Origin of the sequence: Dactylosporangium sp. CA-092794 (assembly GCF_050948465.1) — a bacterium.
Classification (GTDB): Bacteria; Actinomycetota; Actinomycetes; order Mycobacteriales; family Micromonosporaceae; genus Dactylosporangium.
In genome coordinates, this window is sequence record NZ_CP192044.1 from 998,277 (window position 1) to 1,018,497 (window position 20,221).

The 20,221-nt window shown below is 72.3% G+C and carries 19 protein-coding genes; 14 read left to right on the top strand and 5 right to left on the bottom strand.

Translation table 11 applies throughout. From position 1 onward, the window contains the following. Positions 1-110 precede the first annotated feature (110 nt). The 5 genes from thrS (at position 111) to ACQPXD_RS04375 (ending at position 4,091) form a co-directional block, all read left to right on the top strand. On the top strand, positions 111-1,334 hold the full coding sequence (gene thrS, locus ACQPXD_RS04355; protein WP_432835043.1) for a threonine--tRNA ligase: 1,224 nt from the start codon (positions 111-113) through the stop codon (positions 1,332-1,334). Next, complete coding sequence (locus ACQPXD_RS04360; RefSeq protein WP_432835045.1) at positions 1,331-2,077, top strand: DUF3152 domain-containing protein; 747 nt, start codon at positions 1,331-1,333, stop codon at positions 2,075-2,077. The genes thrS and ACQPXD_RS04360 overlap by 4 nt, the downstream gene beginning before the upstream one ends. A gap of 46 nt (positions 2,078-2,123) precedes the next feature. Beyond that, positions 2,124-2,645, top strand: a complete 522-nt coding sequence (locus tag ACQPXD_RS04365) for a SigE family RNA polymerase sigma factor (protein ID WP_432835047.1) — start codon at positions 2,124-2,126, stop codon at positions 2,643-2,645. Continuing rightward, positions 2,642-3,670, top strand: a complete 1,029-nt coding sequence (locus ACQPXD_RS04370; protein WP_432835049.1) for a hypothetical protein — start codon at positions 2,642-2,644, stop codon at positions 3,668-3,670. The genes ACQPXD_RS04365 and ACQPXD_RS04370 overlap by 4 nt, the downstream gene beginning before the upstream one ends. Positions 3,671-3,752: 82 nt before the next feature. Beyond that, the gene (locus ACQPXD_RS04375; protein ID WP_432835051.1) at positions 3,753-4,091 is read left to right on the top strand and encodes a YbjQ family protein; all 339 of its coding nucleotides are present in this window, start codon (positions 3,753-3,755) and stop codon (positions 4,089-4,091) included. Between the two features lie 7 nt (positions 4,092-4,098). Here the strand turns inward: ACQPXD_RS04375 and ACQPXD_RS04380 are convergent, their stop codons facing one another. Then, the gene (locus ACQPXD_RS04380) at positions 4,099-5,850 is read right to left on the bottom strand and encodes an acetyl/propionyl/methylcrotonyl-CoA carboxylase subunit alpha (protein WP_432835053.1); all 1,752 of its coding nucleotides are present in this window, start codon (positions 5,848-5,850) and stop codon (positions 4,099-4,101) included. Positions 5,851-5,974: 124 nt separating this feature from the next. On the opposite strand from ACQPXD_RS04380, the gene ACQPXD_RS04385 reads away from it, so the two are divergent. The 6 genes from ACQPXD_RS04385 to ACQPXD_RS04410 all read left to right on the top strand — a co-directional run bounded on the left by ACQPXD_RS04385 (position 5,975) and on the right by ACQPXD_RS04410 (position 11,617). Further along, a complete protein-coding gene (locus tag ACQPXD_RS04385) occupies positions 5,975-6,610 on the top strand; it encodes a PadR family transcriptional regulator (RefSeq protein WP_432835055.1) in 636 nt (211 codons plus the stop codon). An 82-nt stretch (positions 6,611-6,692) separates the two neighbouring features. Then, positions 6,693-7,646, top strand: coding sequence for an ATP-binding cassette domain-containing protein (locus tag ACQPXD_RS04390; protein ID WP_432835057.1), 954 nt, complete (start codon positions 6,693-6,695; stop codon positions 7,644-7,646). Between the two features lie 3 nt (positions 7,647-7,649). Then, entirely contained in the window at positions 7,650-8,405 is a 756-nt protein-coding gene (locus ACQPXD_RS04395; protein ID WP_432835059.1) for an ABC transporter permease, read from the top strand. A 58-nt stretch (positions 8,406-8,463) separates the two neighbouring features. Then, positions 8,464-9,627: an MFS transporter gene (locus ACQPXD_RS04400; RefSeq protein ID WP_432835061.1), complete on the top strand. Its 1,164-nt coding sequence runs from the start codon at positions 8,464-8,466 to the stop codon at positions 9,625-9,627. Between the two features lie 201 nt (positions 9,628-9,828). Beyond that, complete coding sequence (locus ACQPXD_RS04405) at positions 9,829-10,929, top strand: ArsR/SmtB family transcription factor (RefSeq protein ID WP_432835063.1); 1,101 nt, start codon at positions 9,829-9,831, stop codon at positions 10,927-10,929. A gap of 22 nt (positions 10,930-10,951) precedes the next feature. Beyond that, complete coding sequence (locus ACQPXD_RS04410; RefSeq protein WP_432835065.1) at positions 10,952-11,617, top strand: O-methyltransferase; 666 nt, start codon at positions 10,952-10,954, stop codon at positions 11,615-11,617. A gap of 122 nt (positions 11,618-11,739) precedes the next feature. Here ACQPXD_RS04410 and ACQPXD_RS04415 read toward each other — a convergent pair whose 3' ends face one another. Both ACQPXD_RS04415 and ACQPXD_RS04420 read right to left on the bottom strand, forming a co-directional pair. After that, a complete protein-coding gene (locus tag ACQPXD_RS04415; RefSeq protein ID WP_432835067.1) occupies positions 11,740-12,399 on the bottom strand; it encodes an O-methyltransferase in 660 nt (219 codons plus the stop codon). After that, entirely contained in the window at positions 12,396-13,007 is a 612-nt protein-coding gene (locus tag ACQPXD_RS04420) for a Maf family protein (protein ID WP_432835069.1), read from the bottom strand. The genes ACQPXD_RS04415 and ACQPXD_RS04420 overlap by 4 nt, the downstream gene beginning before the upstream one ends. 23 nt (positions 13,008-13,030) lie before the next feature. On the opposite strand from ACQPXD_RS04420, the gene mscL reads away from it, so the two are divergent. Continuing rightward, positions 13,031-13,588 (top strand): large conductance mechanosensitive channel protein MscL, encoded by a 558-nt coding sequence (gene mscL / locus ACQPXD_RS04425; RefSeq protein ID WP_432835071.1) that lies wholly within the window; start codon positions 13,031-13,033, stop codon positions 13,586-13,588. Here the strand turns inward: mscL and ACQPXD_RS04430 are convergent. Next, positions 13,503-13,688, bottom strand: coding sequence for an acyl-CoA carboxylase subunit epsilon (locus ACQPXD_RS04430; RefSeq protein WP_432835072.1), 186 nt, complete (start codon positions 13,686-13,688; stop codon positions 13,503-13,505). The two genes, mscL and ACQPXD_RS04430, sit on opposite strands and share 86 nt — an antisense overlap. 167 nt (positions 13,689-13,855) lie before the next feature. On the opposite strand from ACQPXD_RS04430, the gene ACQPXD_RS04435 reads away from it, so the two are divergent. Together ACQPXD_RS04435 and ACQPXD_RS04440 are read left to right on the top strand one after the other, a co-directional pair. Continuing rightward, positions 13,856-15,991, top strand: coding sequence for a prealbumin-like fold domain-containing protein (locus ACQPXD_RS04435; RefSeq protein WP_432835074.1), 2,136 nt, complete (start codon positions 13,856-13,858; stop codon positions 15,989-15,991). A 74-nt stretch (positions 15,992-16,065) separates the two neighbouring features. Further along, positions 16,066-17,910, top strand: coding sequence for a serine/threonine-protein kinase (locus ACQPXD_RS04440; RefSeq protein WP_432835075.1), 1,845 nt, complete (start codon positions 16,066-16,068; stop codon positions 17,908-17,910). A gap of 140 nt (positions 17,911-18,050) precedes the next feature. On the opposite strand, the gene ACQPXD_RS04445 is transcribed toward ACQPXD_RS04440, so the two are convergent. Then, complete coding sequence (locus tag ACQPXD_RS04445; protein ID WP_432824405.1) at positions 18,051-19,409, bottom strand: IS110 family transposase; 1,359 nt, start codon at positions 19,407-19,409, stop codon at positions 18,051-18,053. Between the last annotated feature and the right edge of the window lie 812 nt (positions 19,410-20,221).

The window sequence follows — 20,221 nt, forward strand, 5'->3', positions numbered from 1 at the left end:
CCCGGCGGCGCTGACCGACGTTCAGCTTTGCTCCGGGGCGATGCGCTCCGGAGCTTTTTTGTGCCCGAGTCGCGCGCTCCCGGGGTACCGAACCCAAACGAGGAGTCGTCATGCAGGACCACCGCCGGCTCGGGCGCGAACTCGAGCTGTTCCATTCCGATCCGCTCGTCGGCGCGGGGCTGCCGCTCTGGCTGCCCCGCGGTGCGGCCGCGCGCCGCGCCGTCGAGGACTATCTGCTCGACCTGGAACGCCGGCACGGATATCAGCACGTCTATTCGCCGCCGCTGGCCAAGGCCGAGATGTACTACCGATCCGGGCACCTTCCGCATTACGCCGACGACATGTTCCCGCCGATGTCGCTGGGCGCCGACGACGCATTCGTGCTGCGGCCCAGCCTGTGCCCGCATCACGCCGCCGTGTTCGCCGCGCGCGGGCGGTCGTACCGTGAGCTGCCGCTGCGCATCGGCGAGATCGGCGGGCAGTACCGCGCCGAGCGCTCCGGCGTGCTCGGCGGCCTTTCCCGGGTGCGCGCGATATCGCTCAACGACGGGCACGTCTTCTGCGCCGAGGAGCAGGTCGAGGGCGAGGTCGTCGCGGCGCTCGAGCTGATGCGGGAGGCGCATTCCGCGCTCGGGTTCGCGCCGTCGTCGTGGCGGTTGTCGCTGCGCGGCGAGGGGCCGAAGTACGTTGACGATCCGCCGATGTGGCAGCGCGCCACCGCAGTACTGCGCCGGGCGCTGGAATCGGTCGGCGTCGCGTATGTCGAGGCGCCCGGCGAGGCGGCGTTCTACGGGCCGAAAATCGACATCCAGCTCGTCGACCACGCCGGCCGGGAGAGCACCTTGGCAACCGTGCAGGTCGACTATTTCCAGCCGGCCCGGTTCGATCTGTCCTATGTGGACGCCGACGGTTCCCGGAAACGGCCGGTGATGGTGCACCGCAGCGCGGCCGGCAGCATGGAGCGGCTGTTCGCCCACCTCATCGAGGTGCACGACGGCGCGTTTCCGGCCTGGTATGCGCCGGTGCAGCTGGCGGTGCTGCCGGTCGGGGAAGCGGAGGTGCGCGGGTTCGCCGGCCGTGCCCGGGCGCTGGGGCTGCGGGTGGAGGAGTCCTACGACGGCAGCCTCGCTTCCCGCATCCGGGACGCCTCGGTGCGCCGGATCCCGTTCGTGGCCGTGCTCGGCGCGAACGAGATCGCCGCCGGCAGCGTCTCGCTGCGCTCCCGCGACGGGGGCGTGGTGTCGCTGCCGGTGCCCGCAGCCCTGGACCGGCTGGCCTCGGCGGGCCGGGCGCCTAAACAACCCGAGTCGCTGGGGTCGTCTGTCGCTGTGTGAGCGTCCTTCGCATCCTGGGTGCGGGGCTCGCGGTGCTCTGCCTGGCCGCGTGCTCCGCACCGCCGTCGTACTCCGCGCCGGCACCCGTGTCCGCCGTCTCATCCGCCGCACCGTCGGCAATGGCCCCGGCGGTGGCTGTGGCCGAGATCTCCTACCCCGCCGCGGGCGGGGGATCATTCGAGGTCGCGGCCGCCGGCGGGCCGGTCGTGGGCGTGTCGGGCACGTTGTTGAGCTATCGCATCGCCGTCGAGCGCGACATCACCGGCATCACCGCCGCCGAGTTCGCCGCGGCGGTGGAGGCGGTCTTCGCCGATCCGCGCAGCTGGCCGGGCACCGGGCAGTGGCGGCTGCGCCGGGTGGGCAACGGCGAGCACTACGACTTCACCATCTACCTGGTCACCCCGGCGACGCGGGACCAGCTCTGCGGCAGCTCCTACGACCGGTACACCAGCTGCCGCAAGGACAACAGCGTCGTGATCAACGTGGCCCGCTGGGTGCGCGGGGTGCCGGACTACGGCGCCGACCTGGCCACCTATCGGCAGTACGTCATCAATCACGAGACCGGGCACCGGCTCTATCACGGCCACGAGCTGTGCCCGGGGCCGGGCAAGCCCGCGCCGGTGATGCAGCAGCAGACGCTCGGCCTGCACGGCTGCGTGGCCAACGCCTGGCCGATCGTCGACGGGCGGGTCTACGCGGGGCGCTCCGGGCAGTACAGCGATCCAACCCCGCGCGACCCATAAACGCCCGGGGCCTCCCCGCTCGTCTACCCCATCGGGAGGGAGGCCCATGCCCGTCGAGTTCACCGAGTTCGTGCTCGGCCGGTCACACGCCCTGCTCCGGTTCGCATATCTGCTGACCGGGGACCGGCACCTGGCCGAGGATCTCACCCAGGAGGCGCTGGTGCGGGCGCATCGCCGCTGGGCGGGCATTGTCAGCGACGAGGGGCCCGAGCCGTATGTGCGCAAGGCCATCCTCCGGCTGTATCTGTCCTGGCGGCGGCGCCGTTCGTCGGGCGAGCGGCCGTTCGCCGAACTGCCCGAGGGTCTGCCCGGGACGGTGGCCGCCGACCCGGCCGAGCACGTCGCCGCCGCCGACGCGATGTGGGCGCTGCTGCGGAAGCTGCCGCGATCCCAGCGGGCCGTCATGGTGTTGCGGTACTACGAAGATCTGCCCGACGCGGAGATCGCCCGGCTGCTGGGCTGCTCCACCTCCACCGTCCGAGTGCATGCGTTCCACGCCCTGCAGAAGCTCCGGGTGGCCCTGGCGGCCGGGCCGGGCCGAGTCCACGCGCCGGGAGGCCGAAGATGATCAACGACGACATCGAGGAGCGGCTGCGCGAGGCGCTGCGCCTGCACGCCGCCGAAGCCCCGCCCGGCGCGAGCATGCTCGGCGCCGTCACCGCCGAGTCGGTCCGCCGCGGCCGCCGGGCCCGGCTCGCCTCCCTTTCCGCCGGCGCGGCGGTGTTCGTCGTGGTCGGCGCGGTGCTCTCGATCGCGCTGCGCGGCCCCGCCGGCGAGGAGCCCCCGCCGGCCGTGGGCGCGCCGCCGCCGGTCACCGCCGTGGCGCCGGCCTCGGCGGTGGTGCTCGTCCGGTCCACGGTCCTGCCGGCGGTGACCTTCCCGTTCTCGCCGCCGTCCGGGCCCGGCTACGGCCCGCCGCTGGTCACGATCACCGCCGGCCGGCCGACCCTCGCCCAGCGGCTGCCCGGCGCCGACGGCGGCACCGCGACGCTGACCCTCTACGACGCGGCGCCGCCGCGCAAAGCGGTCGCCGCGCCGGCCACCGTGCACGGACAGGTGGCGACGCTCTACGACTGGTCCACCGCCGGCGCCGGCCCGCAGCGGATGCTGGTCTGGCAGCCGGCGCCGTCGACGTGGCTCACGCTCACCGAGGACGGTCCCGTGCCTGCCGCCGGCGACCTGGTCGCCTATGCCGAGGCGGTCACGGTGGGCGCGGTCAAGGCCCAGGCGCCGTTCACGTTCCGCTCCGTGCCGGACGGCTGGACCGTCGACAACATCACCTCGGGGGTGATCACGTTCTGCCCGCCGGGGGTGCGCCCGGACGGTAGCTTCGTGGACAAGCTCGCCGTGATGCTGGACGACTCACCGAGTGTCGAGCCGCGGCCCGGCGTCGAGTCGGTGGCGGTGAAGGTCGGCGCCCGCACCGGCACGCTCACCACGTCCGCCGAGGCCCAGGTGCTCCACGTGCCGCTCGACGAAGGCCGGTCCCTGGCGCTGCAACTCGGGCCGAAGGCGGCCCTGCCCACCGACGTGCTGGTGGCGTTCGCGGCCGGGATCGAGGTGACGCCGTCGGCGCAGGTGAGCCGCGGCTGACCGGGGCGAGGGCCGGGAGCAGATACCGGATGATTCGGGGTACATCCCCTCGAAGGCGGATATATCTGCATACGATCATTTCGTGCTGGTTGTAACGACGGAGGGCCTCCCCGGGTTCGAGATCACGACGGTGCTCGGGGAGGTGTTAGGGGTGGTCGCCACCTCGCGGAACCCGTTCGCCGCCGGGATCCGCTCGACCGAGGGCGGGCCGGGGCAGGACATGTCCCAGTTCCTCGTGCAGACGCGGTCGCGGGCGGTGGGGCAGATGGTGCAGGCGGCCGAGCACCGCGGGGCCAACGCGATCGTCGGGATGCGCTTCGACCACCGGGACGTGACGAACACCTGGGTCGAGCTGTGCGCCTACGGCACGGCGGTGGTGGCGGTGCCCATCCACGTGCGCTCCGGGGCGCACGCCGCGTAAGCGGGCGCTACTTCAGCTCCGCGATCACGGCGCCGGCCGAGACCACCTCGCCGACCGTCGCCTTCAGCCCCGTCACCACGCCGGCCTTGTGGGCATTCAGCGGCTGCTCCATCTTCATCGCCTCCAGCACGACGATGAGGTCGCCCTCCGCCACCGTGTCGCCCTCGGCCACCGCGATCTTGACGATGGTGCCCTGCATCGGGCTGGTCAGGGCGTCGCCGCCGGCCGCGGTCGCGTGCTTGGCGGCCGAGCGCTTGCGCGGGGCGGCCGCCTGCGCCTGGGGTGCGGCGCCGGCGATGGCGCCGAGGCCGGAGGGCAGGGTGACCTCCAGCCGCTTGCCGCCGACCTCGACCACGACCGTCTCGCGGGCGGGCGCCTCGGCGGCGGGCTGGGCCGGCGCCGAGAACGCGGGCACGCCGCCCGCCCACTCGGTCTCGATCCAGCGGGTGTGCACGCGGAACGGCTCGTCGGTGAAGGCCGGGTCGCGCACCACCTTGCGGTGGAACGGCAGGGCCGTGGCCATGCCCTCGACGACCATCTCGTCGAGGGCCCGGCGGGAGCGCTCGAGCGCCTGCTCGCGGGTCTCGCCGACGATGATGACCTTGGCCAGCAGCGAGTCGAAGTTGCCGCCGATGACGCTGCCGGCCTCGATGCCGGCGTCGACGCGGACGCCCGGGCCGGTGGGCAGCGTCAGCGTGGTCACCGCGCCGGGCGCGGGCAGGAAGTTGCGCCCCGGGTCCTCGCCGTTGATCCGGAACTCGATCGCGTGGCCGCGCGGGGCGGGGTCGGCGTCGAAGCGCAGCTTCTCGCCGTCGGCGACGCGGAACTGCTCGCGGACCAGGTCGACGCCGGCGGTCTCCTCGCTGACCGGGTGCTCGACCTGCAGGCGGGTGTTGACCTCGAGGAACGAGATGGTCCCGTCGTTGCCGACGAGATACTCGACCGTGCCGGCGCCGTGGTATCCGGCCTCGCGGCAGATCGCCTTCGCCGACTCGTGGATCTGGCCGCGCTGGGCGTCGGAGAGGAACGGCGCGGGCGCCTCCTCGACCAGCTTCTGGTGGCGGCGCTGGAGCGAGCAGTCGCGGGTGCCGACCACGATCACGTTGCCGTGCTGGTCGGCGAGCACCTGGGCCTCGACGTGGCGGGGGCGGTCGAGGTAGCGCTCGACGAAGCACTCGCCGCGGCCGAACGCGGCCACCGCCTCGCGGGTGGCGGACTCGAACAGCGCCGGGATCTCCTCCAGCGTGCGGGCGACCTTCAGGCCGCGACCGCCGCCGCCGAAGGCCGCCTTGATGGCGATCGGCAGGCCGTAGGTCTCGGCGAAGGCGGTGATCTCGGCGGCGTCCTTGACCGGCTCGGGCGTGCCCGGCACCAGCGGGGCGCCGGCGCGCTGGGCGATGTGCCGGGCGGTGACCTTGTCACCCAGGTCGCGGATCGCCTGCGGGGTGGGGCCGATCCAGGTCAGCCCGGCATCGATGACCGCCTGGGCGAAGTCGGCGTTCTCGGACAGGAAGCCGTAACCGGGGTGGACCGCGTCGGCGCCGGAGCGGGCGGCCACGTCGATGAGCTTGTCGATGCGCAGATACGACTCCGCCGCCGTGTCGCCGCCCAGGGCGTAGGCCTCGTCGGCCAGGCGCGCGTGCATCGCGTCGCGGTCGGAGTCCGCGTAGACGGCGACGCTGCCGAGGCCGGCGTCGCGGCAGGCGCGGATGACCCGGACGGCGATCTCGCCGCGGTTGGCGATGAGTACCTTGCGCACAGAACGCTCCCCCTTGGGACTAACCCTCGGTCCTTCGGCGCAGTCTATGCCCGGTGTGAGGCCGTCGACCTGCCAACAAAGTCACTAGGCGCCATTAGTCAAGTTTTCCTATTACGCTTGTGTCGTGAGCACTACGCGTCTGATGATTCTCGGCCTGGTGTCCTTCCTGCAGCCCGTCCACGGCTACGACATCCGCAAGGAGCTGGCCAGCTGGAATGTCGAGAGCTGGGCCAACGTCCAGCCGGGCTCGATCTACCACGCCCTGCGCAAGATGACCGAGGAAGGACTGCTGGCCGAGGTCAAGACCGAGCAGGTCGGCAACCGGCCGGCCCGCACGCTGTATGAGCTCACCCCGGCTGGCGCGGCGCAGTATCAGGAGTTGCTGCGCAAGTACTGGTGGGAGTACGAGGAGCCGGTCGACCCGTTCCTGGCCGCGTTCTCGTTCCTGCCGAGCCTGCCGCGGGCGGAGGCGGCCGGGGCGCTGCGGGCCCGGGCCCGGCTGCTGGACGGCTGGGCCGCGACCTATCGCGACAATCGTGACGAGTGGGCCGGCGACAAGCCGCCGCACGTCGGCTGGCAGTTCGAGCTGACCATGCTGCGCTGCGAGGCGGAGGCGCGCTGGTGCGTGGACGTGGCGGCCCGGATCGAGGCCGGGGAGGGGTACCACGTCAATGAACAGCCCGACGGCGCCGGCGCCGAGGAGTGGCGCAAGGCGATCCGGGCCGAGCACGGTGAGCCGGTCGACGAGGAAGACGAGTAGTACGCGACATATTGAAACCTTGACCTTCGAGACTATATCGCGTTATGGTCTCCCCGCGAACATCACGACAGGGGAGACGGACATGATCGAGACGAGGGGGCTGCGGAAGTCGTTCCGCTCCCGCGCCGGTCGCGAGACCAAGATCGTCGAGGCCGTCCGCGGCGTCGACCTCTCCGTCAAGGAGGGGGAGATCTTCGGGTTCCTCGGGCCCAACGGCGCCGGCAAGACCACCACGCTGCGCATGCTGGCCACGCTCATCACGCCCGACGGCGGGGAGGCCCGCATCGCCGGCGCCGACCTGCTCAAGGACCCGGGCGAGGTGCGCCGCCGGATCGGCTACGTGGCCCAGGGCGGCAGCACCTGGGACGAGAGCACAGCCCGCGAGGAGCTCGTCCTGCAGGCGCGCTACTACGGCATCTCGAAGTCCGAGGCGCAGCGGCGGGCGGCGAAGGCGCTCGACGCGTTCCAGCTGGCCGAGTATGCCGACCGCCGCTGCAAGACCTATTCCGGCGGCCAGCGGCGCCGGGTCGACATCGCGCTCGGCATCATCCACGAGCCGCGGATCGTCTTCCTCGACGAGCCGACCACCGGGCTCGACCCGCAGAGCCGCGCCCACATGTGGGACGAGGTGCGCCGGCTGCGCGAGGAGGGCATGACGGTCTTCATCACCACGCACTACCTCGACGAGGCCGACGCGCTCTGCGACCGGATCGCCATCATGGACCACGGCGAGATCGTCACCGAGGGCACCGTCGACGCGCTCAAGCGCGAGGTCGCCGGCGACGTGGTCACCGTCGGGGTCAACGGCAGCCTCGACACCGCCGAGGGCCTGCTCGCCAACCAGGACTACGTGCGCAAGGTCGAGCGCGCCGAGGGCCGGCTGAGGCTGTATGTCACCGACGGCGCCACCGCCATCCCGCACGTCCTGCGCCTGCTCGACCACGCCGGCGTGACGCTCGGCGAGATGGAGCTGCACCGCCCGAGCCTCGACGACGTGTTCCTCACCAAGACCGGCCGAACCCTTCGGGAGAGCTGAGCGATGAAATTCTTCCGCGACACCTGGCTGGTCTTCTCCCGCCAGATGCAGCTCATGCTGCGCAACCCGGTCTGGCTGATCGTCGGGATCATCCAGCCGCTGTTCTACCTGCTGCTCTTCGCGCCGCTGCTCAAGCCGGCCCTCGGGGTGAGCTCCAACGCCGACGCCTACAAGCTCTTCGTCCCGGGCCTGCTGGTGCTGCTGGCCATGTTCGGCTCGCTGTTCACCGGCTTCGGCCTGATCGCCGAGCTGCGCGCCGGGATCATCGAGCGCAGCCGGGTCACCCCGGTCAGCCGGTTCGCCCTGCTGGTCGGCCGGTCGCTGCGCGATGTCGTGTCGCTGCTGTTCCAGGCGCTGCTCATCGTGCTCATCGCGGTGGCGTTCGGGCTGAAGGTCAACGCGCTGGACGTGCTCGCCGCGTTCGGGCTGATGGCCGTGATCTCGCTGATGCTGTCCGCGTTCTCGTATGCGATCTCGCTCAAGCTGCGCAGCGAGGACGCCCTGGCACCGCTGCTCAACACCATCTCGCAGCCGCTGCTGCTCACCGCCGGCATCCTGCTCCCGCTGACCCTCGCGCCGAAGTGGCTGAAGACCGTCGCCGACTGGAACCCGTTCTCCTGGGCCGTCGACGGGGTGCGCGCGCTCTTCGACGGCCACCCCGGCGCCGACGCGGTGTGGCAGGCGGCCCTGGTGATCGGCGGCCTGACCGTCGTCACCGTGGTGTGGGCGTCCCGGGCGTTCGCCAAGGGCGTGCGGTAACCGGCGCAACCGGCCATGGCCCCTTCCGTACCGGAGGGGGCCATGACAGCGTTGCGGCGTGCCGAAACTCGTTCGCGACCGCCTCACCTGGGTCATGTACGTCGAGCTGGCCCTGTGGGTCTATTTCCTCTACGGGTTCGGCCCGGTCGCCCCGCTGCTGCGCGACGAGCTGCACGTCAGCCGCGCCCTGGTGAGCCTGCACGGGACGGCCTTCGCGGTGGGCGGGGTGGCCGGCGGCCTGATCATCCCCGCCCTGACGCCCCGGCTCGGCCGCAACCGGCTGATCTGGCTGGGCCTGGCGCTGATCTGCGCGGGCGCCGTCGGGATGTACGCCGCCCACCACCTCGCCCTCACCCTGACCTGCGCCGTCCTGGCCAGCCTCGGCTCCGCGTTCGAGGTCAACGCGATCAACGCGGCGCTGACCGAGCACCACGGCTCCGCCGCGCCGGCCGCGATCAGCGAGGCCAACGCGGTGGCGGCCGGGGCCGGGCTGATCGCACCGCTGATCGTCGGCGCCACCTACGCGGCCGGGCTGGGTTGGCGCCTCGGCCTGGTGCTGGTCGTCGGCCCGGTGCTGCTGACGTGGTGGTACGTCCGGGTGAAGGCGGTCCGCCCGCCCGAGCCCGAGGCCTTCGGTCGCCCCCGCCGCGCCGACCGCCCGCTCCCGCCCACCTTCGCGCTGGCGCTGACCAGCCTGTTCGCCACCGGCTCGATCGAGACCTGCCTGACCTTGTGGGGCGGCGACGTCCTGCGCGACCACGCGCACGTCTCCGCGGGCGTGGCCACCGCCGCGGTGTCGGCGCTGATCGGCGGCATGGTCGCCGGCCGGCTCGCCGGCGGCCGCCTGCTGCTGCTCTTCCGCCCGACCCGGATGCTGCTGGCCGCCCTGGCGGTGACGGTGGCCGGTTTCGCGCTGTTCTGGTGGACGACGGTACCGTGGCTCGCCATGGCCGGCCTGTGCGTCTGCGGCCTCGGCATGGGCCTGCACTACCCGCTCGGCATCGGCCTGGCCCTGGCCCACTCCGACGGCCAGCCCGACCTGGCCGCGGCGCGGGCGTCCTTCGCCGTGGGCATCTCGTTCGCCGCGGCGCCGTTCGCCCTCGGCGCCCTCGCCGACCGGATCGGCCCGCACCCGGCCTTCCTGCTGGTCCCGCTCTTCGCCGTGGTGTCGGCCCTGGCGATCTTCCGCCTGGACCGCCTGACCCTGCCCGCCCCGGCCTGAGTCGCGCTGGGCGGGGCGCGCTCGGCGATCACGTCTCACATGCCGGCACCTGCCGCCGCGGAGCACCACGTAGCGGCCGGAAGTCTCCGATCACGGAGACATATGTCCGCACTGGTCCGCCCCGCCGCGCGCCCGGGGTCGGCGAGGACGTGCTGGCCGCCGCTGGTTGCGGTGGGAGCGTGGTGGGGCCACATTTGCCGGGTGATTCAGATCGAGCTGAGCGGCACGACGCTGGCGTCCACGCGCATCGCGATCAGTCCGCTGACCGAGCTGATCGGCGCGCTCGAGCTGCTGCACCGGCACGGGTCGGCGCGGGTGCCGTGGCCGTACACCGAGTGGGCGGAGCAGGCCCGGGGCGTGCTGCGATCGGTGCACCGCGGCGCGCCGCTGTGGGTCTACGGGCGGCTGCTGGAGCTGCGGGGACGGCAGCGGACGCCGGACGTGTTCCACCCGATCGCGCCGTCGCCGGCGCCGCGGCTGGAGGACGAGCTCGAGCTGCTGCGGTGCACGCCGCGGCCGGCGATCGACGCGCAGTTCGCCGTCCACTGCCCCGACGGGGCGCCGGGCTGGCTGGCCGCCTACCAGCGCGACCCGGCCGGATCCTTCGCCGCGCTCGCCGACAGCCTGTACGGCTTCTGGCAGCGGGCGATGCGGGCGTTCTGGCCGCGGATGCTTGCCGCGCTCGACGAGGAGGTGCAGCTGCGGGCGCGGACCATCGCCACCGGCGGGGCTGAGACGATGCTCGGCGACCTGGCCGGGGTCGCCCGGTGGGAGCCGCCCGTGTTGATGCTGCCGAAGCGGAGCGATTCCCGGATGATCGCGGCCGGCCGGCGGTTGCTGCTCGTCCCGGTCCTGTTCGCCGATCGGCAGGTCACCTGCTCGACCGACCATCCCACCCTGCTCCGGCTGACCTACCAGTGTCGCGGCGCGGCGGTGCTCGCGCCCGGCGCGGAGCGGGCGACCGCGCCCGGCACCGACCGGCTCGGCGCGCTCGTCGGCGAGCGGCGGGCCCGGCTGCTGCGCGCTCTGGCCGTCCCGGCCACCACGTCGGGCCTGGCCGCGGCCCTGGGGCTGCCGGCGAGCACGGTGTCGGAGCAGCTGACGACGCTGCACGCGGCGGGCGTCGTGCACCGGCGGCGGGCCGGGCGGCGGGTCTTCTACGGCCTGGAGCCGGCCGGCCTGGCGCTGCTGTCGATGTTCGATCCGGCCGCTGATCCGGCCGCTGATCCGGCCGCTGATTCGGCCAGGCCGAATCGTTTCCCTCCGGGCGCCGCGACCCCTAGCGTTGCCCCGGACCGGTGACGTGGAAGGGGTCGACGCAGAGGTGAGCAACCAGGAAACGTGGACAGCCGTCGATGAGTACTTCTACTCCGGACTGTTCAAGGGCGACGGCGTGCTGGCGGACGTGGAGCGGGCCAGCGAGGCGGCCGGGCTGCCGGCGATCAGCGTGTCGGCGGCGCAGGGCAAGCTGCTCGGGCTGCTGGTCCGGGGCGTGGGGGCGCACCGGATTCTGGAGGTGGGCACGCTCGGCGGGCACAGCGCCATCTGGATGGCCAAGGAGATCGGCCGGCCGGGCCGGCTCGTCACCTTCGAGCTGGACCCCCGGCACGCCGAGGTGGCGCGGGCCAACGTCGACCGCGCCGGCGTCGGCGATCTTGTGGAGATCCGGGTCGGGCCGGCCGCGGAGGGCCTGGGGAAGCTGCTGGACGAGCGGCCCGAGCCGTTCGACTTCGTCTTCATCGACGCCGACAAGGCGTCCAACGCCGTCTACCTCGACTATGCGGTACGCCTCGGCCACCCCGGGACGGTCATCGTCGTCGACAACGTGGTCCGCGGCGGCCGGGTACTCTCCGCGCCCGACGAGGCCTCGGTGGGGGTGCGCGAGCTCGTCGACGTCCTCGCGGAGCGCGCCGACGTCGACGCGGTCGCGATCCAGACCGTGGGCAGCCGCGGGTACGACGGATTCATCCTGGCCGTCGTGACCGGCTGACGGTGTCCCGGTGTTCTTGGCACCGCGGACCTGGCAGGGCCCGGCCGCCCGTTCAGGGCAGGCCGGGCCCGGTGTCTGACGGGAGCAACGGTCGTGCGTCGCACGGACCGGAGTCAAAGTTCCTAAAGGCGGCGGGCGATGGTCAGGCCGTCGGCGATCGGGACCAGCACGGACTCGACGCGGGGGTCGTCCAGGACGCGGCGGTTGAACTCGATCATCGCGACCGTGTTCGGGTCGGTCGGGGCGGGGTCGACGATGTGGCCGTGTCGCAGCACGTTGTCGACCAGGATCAGGCCGCCCGGGCGCATCCGCGGCACGATCTGCTGCCAGTAGTCCAGATAGCCCGTCTTGTCCGCGTCGATGAAGACCAGGTCCAGGTGCGGCTCGGCGGGCAGTGTGGCCAGCATCTCCGTGGCCGGGCCGAGGCGCAGCTCGATGCGGTCGGTCAGGCCGGCGCGGGCCCAGTAGCGGCGGGCCACGGAGGTGAACTCGTCGGAGATGTCGAAGCAGATCAGCCGGCCGTCCTCCGGCAGTCCGCGGGCGATCGCGATCGAGGACAGGCCGGTGAAGGTGCCGATCTCGACGGCGTTGCGGGCGCCCAGGATGCGGGTCAGCAGGGTCATGAAGGCTGCCTGCTCGGGGGCGATCTGCAAGCCCGCGACGTCGGGCAGGACGCGTTCGGTCTCCGCGATGAGGTCGCGGAGGATCTCGTCGGGTTCGCTGCCGTTGGCCACGACGTAGTCGCGCAGCGTGTCGGTCAGCGTGAGCGTCGCTTTCGTCATGGGTCCATCCTGCCGCGCGCCCACAGGGAGGTGATCGGCACGCCGAGGCGGGCCAGCAGCAGGCGCAGCGTCGGTACCGACAGGCCCACCACGTTGGTGTGATCGCCCTCGATGCCGCGGACGAACGCCCCGCCCAGGCCGTCGATGGTGAACGCGCCGGCCACCTCGAGCGGCTCGCCGGAGGCCACGTAGGCGGCGATCTCGTCGTCGTCGGGCTCGGCGAAGTGCACGGTGGTCGCGACCACCTCCTCGGCGGCCGCGCCGGTGGCGGCGTCGACGAGGCAGTGGCCGGTGTGCAGGACGCCGGAGCGGCCGCGCATCGCCTTCCAGCGGGCGGTGGCGTCGGCCGGCGACTCCGGCTTGCCGAGGATCTCGCCGTCGAAGGCGAGCACCGAGTCGCAGCCGAGCACGAGGACGTCGGTGCCCTCGATGGTGGACGCGACCGCCCGGGCCTTGAGCCCGGCCAGGGCGCCGGCCAGCGTGGCCGCGTCGCCGGCCTGCACCGCCGACTCGTCGACGCCGCTGACGACGACCCGCGGCTCGATGCCGGCCTGGATGAGCAGCCGGCGCCGGGCGGGGCTGGCCGAGGCGAGAATGAAGGTCTTCACGCTCTATCCGTACCATCAAGGCCGTGCGGAAGCTCTGGGCGGAGTTCAAGGCGATCGCCATCGGGGGCTCGGTCCTCGACCTGGCGCTCGGGTTCATCATCGGCACGGCGTTCGCGACGCTGATCCAGTCGTTCGTGACGAACCTGTTCCTGCAGGCGGTCGCCGCGATCGTGGGCGAGCCCGACTTCAAGAACCTCGCCTTCACGGTGCATCACACGCCGATCCGGTACGGCACGTTCCTCAACGACCTGCTGCAGTTCATGCTGCTCGCCCTCGGCCTGTTCCTCGTCATCAAGCTGATGACGCTGATCGGCGTCGAGCGCGGCCGGTCGCTGGAGCTGCGCAACTGCCCCTACTGCCTGGACCGCATCCCGGTGGCGGCGATGACCTGCCGCGCCTGCGGCCAGCAACTGGTCGCCGAGCTGCCCACGCCCGAGGAGGCGGAGCGGCTGCAGCTGGAGCGGGAGGCGCGGAAGTGGCCGACGCTGCCGTCGATCACGATCCCGCGACGGCGCTCCAGCGGCGGCGCCGACCAGGACGAGCGCTATCCGCCCAGTGAGACCGGGGCGCCGGGGGTGTAGCGGGCGGCGGCGCGAGGCTGAACAGCGCGCCCACGATCGCCGCGACCTCCTCGGCGGTCGGCGTGCCACGCACGACCCTGAACAGCGGCTCCTCGGTCACGTAACCCTCCCGCACATGTTCGCGAAACGTTGCCGTCCTGCGAGCATACGCACACCCCGGCAGCGCATACTCGACGGAACGGGAGTCGATGGCGCGTTTGGGGGGCCGCATTGACAAACGTCCGGATTCGCCGACTCTGTGCCATTATATTGATATCTGTCGCTGGGGTGTTCCTCGCCCCGGCCGGATCGGCGTCGGCGCTGGAGGGCGAGCAGCCCGCCTCCGTGTCGGCATCCCTGCGCTACCAGGTCACGTTCGTGGCCCGGGCCTGCAACGACTACCAGAGCGTGATGGGCAACCGGGTCCGCGACGACCACGCCGAGAGCGCGGCGCCGACCGGGCGGGACAACGTCTACAAGGACGGCGACCCGGTCGACCCGGACGTCGAGGCGGCCGGCTCGGCCGGGTGCGCGCCGCTGAACGGCTGGCAGTTCTCCCTCGGCGGCGGCCACGAGAAGAAAGGCGCGCTGTCCACGGTCACCGCGCCGGCCGCCGGCGCCGGGCCGACCGCCGCCGGTGCGCAACTGCTCGACGCCACGGGCCAGAAGACCGGCAAGACCATCGACGGCGCGGTCACCGTGCCGCTCACCGACGACCAGGCCAAGGCCGCCGCCCGCCACCAGCTATGGGCGCAGGGCGGCACCCCCGGCGACCCGCTGCTCGCCGCGGCGCAGGCCGGTTATGGCTTCGGCGCCCTGCGCTGCGGGGTCGACGACCACACCGGTGGCAACGTGCAATGGATCGGCTTCCCCAGCGGCGTGCGGCACGTGTTCTGTTTCGCGTACTACGTGAAGTCTGCCCCGGCGACCGGCACTCTCATCGTGCGGGCCCGCACCACCCGCGCCGCCGGGTATCCGCAGGCGTTCGCGTTCGACGCGAGCCCGAGCTACGCGTCCGACAAGCGGATCACCGTCGACGCGGCCACCGACGCCACGTTCGTGCGCAGCTCCGGCGGCAAGCCCAGCACGGTCGTGTCGCGCACGCCGGCCGGCTGGACGCTGGCCGACCTCGGCTGCACCAAGAGCGGCGCCGGGCGCAGCCTGGTCACCACCGACGTGCCGACCGGCCAGGCCACCGTCACGCTGGCCGCCGGCGAGGTCGTGACGTGCACGTTCACCTACACACCGCCGGTGAGCCCGCCCGGGTTGACGCTGCGGCTCTACGGTGACAGCCCCGGCGGCACCTTCGGCCTCTCCGTCGCCGACCCCGCGGGCGGCGCGCCCCGGCTGCTCACCGCCACGCCGACCGGCGACGGCTCCGCGACGCCCGCGGCCGGCGCCGACCTCTCCGCGCTGCTGCCCGGCGCCTACGCGGTGACCCTCACCGCGCCCGCCGAGGACGCCGCGGCGTGGAGCCTGTCCGGGGCCGCCTGCGGCGAGACCGAGCTCAAGCCGGACGCCTTCACCGTGACCGTGCAGGTCACCCCCGACCAGCCCGTCGACTGCACGCTGCGGGTCAGTCGCAAGGCCGGCGCGCTCGAGCTGCACGGAATCACCGTCGGCGGCACCGGCGCCACGTCCTTCGCGGTCACCCCGCGCGACCAGGCTGTCGCGGGCTGGTCCGGGGTGGCCACCACGGCGGGGCCCGGGGCGGCCGCGGTCGCCCAGGGCGACGTGCCCCAGTCGCTGCGGTTCGGCGGCTACCTGGTCACCCCGATCCCGCCGCTGGCCACGGCGGACGGCACCTGGCGGCTCACCTCGTTCGCGTGCGACCCGGGGGAGTCGCAGGAGCTGCCGAATCTGGGCGCGGATGTGGTACCGCTCACCGTCGCCGATGCCGCCGGCCGGTGCACGGCCTCGTACCTCTTCGAGCCCGCCCGGCAGCTGCAGGTGACGCTCCGCTTCGCCGGCAGCGTCGAGGGGCGGGCCGGCCCGGTGATGCTCGACGTCGACTGCGCCGACGGCTCGACCGGCCGGGTCGTGCTCGACGCTGGCGACAACGGCGAGGCCTCGCTGCCCGCCCCGCTGGCCTTCCTCGGCCCGACGCGGTGCACGATCGGGCAGCCCGACGCGCCGGCCACGAAGGACGCCTCGGTGACGTTCGCGGCCACGCTCGACCCGGCGGCGGGCAGTTCGCAGCTGGTCGTGCCCGGCCCGGTGGAGATCGGCGCCGACAACGCGCAGGACGGCCAGCAGTACACCGTGGTGGTCACCGTCACGTTCGACGCCGCCCAGGCGGCGCCGACCCAGCAGAAGGTCCTCGATACGTTCCGCGTTCTGCCGGTCGCGCTCATCGGCGCCGGCCTGGTCGGGATCGGCCTGGTCATCCTGCTGATCATGGTCCTGCGCTCGAGAGTCGACTGAGAGGTGAGCAACGCCGGATCGTCACCGGAATCGGGGTTCATTCCGGGTGCGGGCGTTGGGTAGCGTTCTTGGTGATGACGCAGCCCCCGGGCCAGATGATCGCCGAGCGGTACCGATTGATTCAGTCGCTCGGTGCCGGCGGTATGGGCCGCGTCTGGCTCGCCCGCGACGAGATGCTGCGCCGCGACGTGGCCGTCAAGGAGGTCGTCCCGCCCGAGGGCCTCACCGCCGAGGAGCGCGTCGAGCTGCGGCTGCGCACGCTGCGCGAGGCGCGGGCGGCGGCCCGGCTCAACGACGCCAACGTCGTGCGGATCTACGACGTCGTGCACACCGAGCAGACGCCGTGGATCGTGATGGAGTACGTCCCGTCGCGTTCCCTGCACCAGGTCATCACCGAGGACGGCCCGCTGCCGCCCGAGCGGGTCGCGCAGATCGGCCTCGCCGTCCTCGGCGCGCTGAAGGCGGCCCACGCGGCCGGCGTGCTGCACCGCGACGTCAAGCCGGGCAACGTGCTGCTCGCCGACACCGGCCGCGTGGTGCTCACCGACTTCGGCCTGGCCGTGTTCGAGGGCGGCGACGGCGCCGTGACGCGGCCCGGGCTGATTCTGGGTTCGCCGCAGTACATCTCGCCGGAGCGCGCCCGCGAGGGCACCTCCGGCCCGGAGGCGGACATGTGGTCGCTCGGCGCCACGCTGTATGCGGCGGTCGAGGGTCGCTCGCCGTATGCCCGCTCCACCACGTTCGCGACGCTCACCGCCTTGGCCACCGAGGAGCCCGACCCGCCGACCCGGGCCGGTGTGCTGCGCCCGGTCCTGAGCGCGCTGCTGCGCAAGGACCCGCGCTCGCGCGCCGGGGTGGCCGAGACCGAGCGGCTGCTCACCCGGGCCGCCGCCGGCGAGGGCCGGGCCGGCTGGCCGTGGGGCCGCCCGGCCCTGCCCCGCCCCCGCCGCTCGCGCGAGGGCCACTCCCGCGGCTCGTCGTCCATCGGTTCGGGTCCGTCTTCGGGTTCGTCTTCGTCTTCGTCTTCGCGGTCGTCTGGGGGCTCGGGTGCGCCGCCGCCCTCGGCCGGTTCGGGTTCGCGGTCGTCTGCGGGTTCGGCTTCGGGGCCGAGGTCGCGCGTCGGGGAGGCCGGGTCGGCGGTTGCCTTCGACATGTCGCCGGTGCCGGCGCCGCCGCTCGTTGTGTTTGTCTCCGAGGACGACGACCTCGACCGGACGGTTCCCCGCGACCACCGTTGGCGCTGGGTCGCGGCCGCCGTGGCACTGCTGGTCCTGGCCGTGGCCGTGACGCTGTTCCTGACCAACTCCGACTCGCGCCGCGGCGCCGATGCGACCGACCGCGACGGCGCCGCCCCGCGGACCGAGGCCGCCCCCGCCTCCGCACCCCCGAGCCCAAGCCCGACCCCGTCCCCGATGGTGGAGGGCTCGATCGGCGGCAGCGCGATCCAGCTTCCGGCCGGCTACGAGTGGGTGACCGACCCGAAGTTCGGCTGGCGGGTGGGCCTGCCGATCGGCTGGATCCGCACTCCGCACCCCACGTCGCCGACGATGGTGTACTACGTGAGCAACACGGACCCGCGCATGCGCATCGGCTTCGACACGACCGACAAGCCGAAGTCCGACCCGGTCCGGGACTGGGAGGCCCAGGAGCAGGACCGCCAGCGCTCCAACCTGTACCCGAACTACCAACGCATCAAGATCGCCAAGGTCGACGGCTACCTCGGCGACTGCGCCGACTGGCAGTGGTTCTACGACAGCTCCCAGGGCGGCCGCATGCACGTGTCCAACCTGGGCTGCCGCGTCCGCTCAAACCTGGGCCAGGCCATTTACTGGGAGTGCCCGGCAGACATGTGGAACTCCCCACCGGTCCAGCAGATCTACAACATCATCAAGGTCACTTTCCAACCCCGCCCCGCCTGACCTCGCCGTCGGCGCTCCGATAAGTCGGGCGCTCCGCGCCACGACTGACCGGAAAATGACCTCAACCACTGCGGGCCTGGGCGTGTGGGATCGGCCCGGGATCCTCTCGGGGGTCCGGGCGGTGGGTGTTCGGTTTCGAGCTAGGCGGCGGGTTGCAGGGTGACGGTGTGGCCGAGGGCTTCGAGTTGGCGGATGAGGTTGCGGATCTTGCGGTCGGTGTTGACGCGGGTGGTGTGGTAGTCGGGGCCGAGGTCGTGGTAGCGGGCGGTGGGGTCGGCCAGGAGGTGCCAGACGATGACGAGGATGGAGCGGGCGACGGCGACGAGGGCTCGGCGTTTGCCGCGGCGTTTGACGATGCGGCGGTAGCGTTCGCCGAGGAAGGTGTGGGTTTTGGCGGCTGCGGCGGCGGCTTCGCCGAGGAGTCCTTTGAGGTAGGGGTTGCCTTTGCCGGTCCGGCCTGTGGTGTGGGTGGCCCCGGACTGGATGGTGCGGGGACACAGTTTGCTCCACGAGGCCAGGTGGCCGGGGGTGGGGAAGCGGGTCATGTCCAGGCCGATCTCGGCCAGGATGATCTGCGCCCCGCGGGGGCCGATGCCGGGGATCTCGACCAGCCGGTCCAGGGCACCCAGCCCGGCAGGGGCGGCCTGGCCGGGGCTGCCCGCGGGACTGTCGTGGCTGTCGTGGCTGTCGGGGCTGGCCGGGGTCGGGATCGCGGCGATCAGTTCCTCGATCCGGGTGGTGAGGGTTTCGATCTGCCGGTCGAGTGCGTCGATCTGGTCGAGCAGGATCCGGGCCAGCTCGCCGTGGTGGTCGTCGAACCGGCCGGTCAGCGCCTCGATCAGGGCGGCGTGCCGGGCCTTCATCTTGCCCCGGGCCAGCCCGGCCAAGGTCTGCGGGTCGCGTTCACCGGCGATCAGCGCCTCGAACATGTCCCGGGTCGACAGCGTGTCCAGTCTGCTGGCCACCGACGACACCTTGATCAGCGCGTCTTCGAGGAGCTTTTCCAGGCGCTGCCAGTGCCGGGTCCGTTCCTGGGTCAGGTCGATCCGCATCCGGGTGTAGTCCCGCAACACCCGGATCTCGCCGGGCGGCACGAACGAGGGCCGCAACAGCCCCTTCTCGGTCAGCTTGGCCAGCCACACCGCATCCAGCTTGTCGGTCTTGGGCCGGCCCGGCACGTTCTTCACGTCCCGGGCGTTGACCAGCTGCACGTCCAGCCCGGCCGCTTCCAGCAGATAGCACCAGATCCGCCAGTAGTCCGACGTCGACTCGACGGTCACCTTCTCAATCCCCGACCCCACCAGCTGGCCGGCGAGCTCGGCGACCGCCCGGGTGGTGGCCGGCACGTCCCACACCCGGCTGACCCGCCGGCCCGCTACGCCCGGGCCCGGCAGCCGGGTACACACCTTCCCGAACTCTTTGGCCACATCGATCGCGCAGACCCGCTCCACGAGCTGCTCGTACTCCTGATCGGCAATCTCTTCGGGCTCGTCGATCACCGCGGCCAGTCCTCCATCACCAGTACCGAGGGCAACAATGGCGGGCCGCCCGGGGGCCACGGTCGGGAACCGAAATGCTGACCGGCGTGCTCAAGGCAACAGTGCGTGACCCTTCAGGGTCGGGCCCCGACGTCAAACTTATCGACGGGCTCCTACGTCCCAGGTAACGGACCGACGTCAGCGGGCAACCCGGCACCATCCTCCCGCGGGCCGACCTACCAGACCGGCGACGGCGCGCAACCCGCCCCCGTTTTCACGCCTGCGCGGCGTCACCCGAAGGGACAGGAAAACTTATCGGATTTTTCGCCTGACGGGGCATATGTCGGATTTGGCGGCGGTAAGTCTCCGCGATCATGCAGGCGACCGCGCCGACACCCCGGGTTCGCCATGATCGCGGAGACTTTAGGTACACAGGCGTACGTTTTGGCTCCGTGATCATGAAAAACGCGTGTGCGCGCGGCCGGTTCAGCATGATCGTGGAGACATAACGCAGCGTCGGGTGGGTTCGTGCCGCGCGGAGGGTGAGGGCGGCGGCGCGGATCGTGGAAGAAGCCGGGAGACGTGGTGGTGCAGCAGGACATCGCGGCGCGCGGAGGCGTGCGGACTGGCGGCGGATCGTCTGTTGTGGGCTGAGTTTGCCCGCGTGCTGGCGGCGAATCGGCCGTTGTGGCCCGAATCGGTCCGTGCGTCGCCGGCGGAATGGCTGTCGTGGCTTGAGTTGGCCCGCGTGTTGGTGGCGGATCGGCCGTTGTGGCGCGAAGTGGCACGTGCGAGTGGTCTGCGCCCCGCAGAGTCGGGCAAATACGAAATGT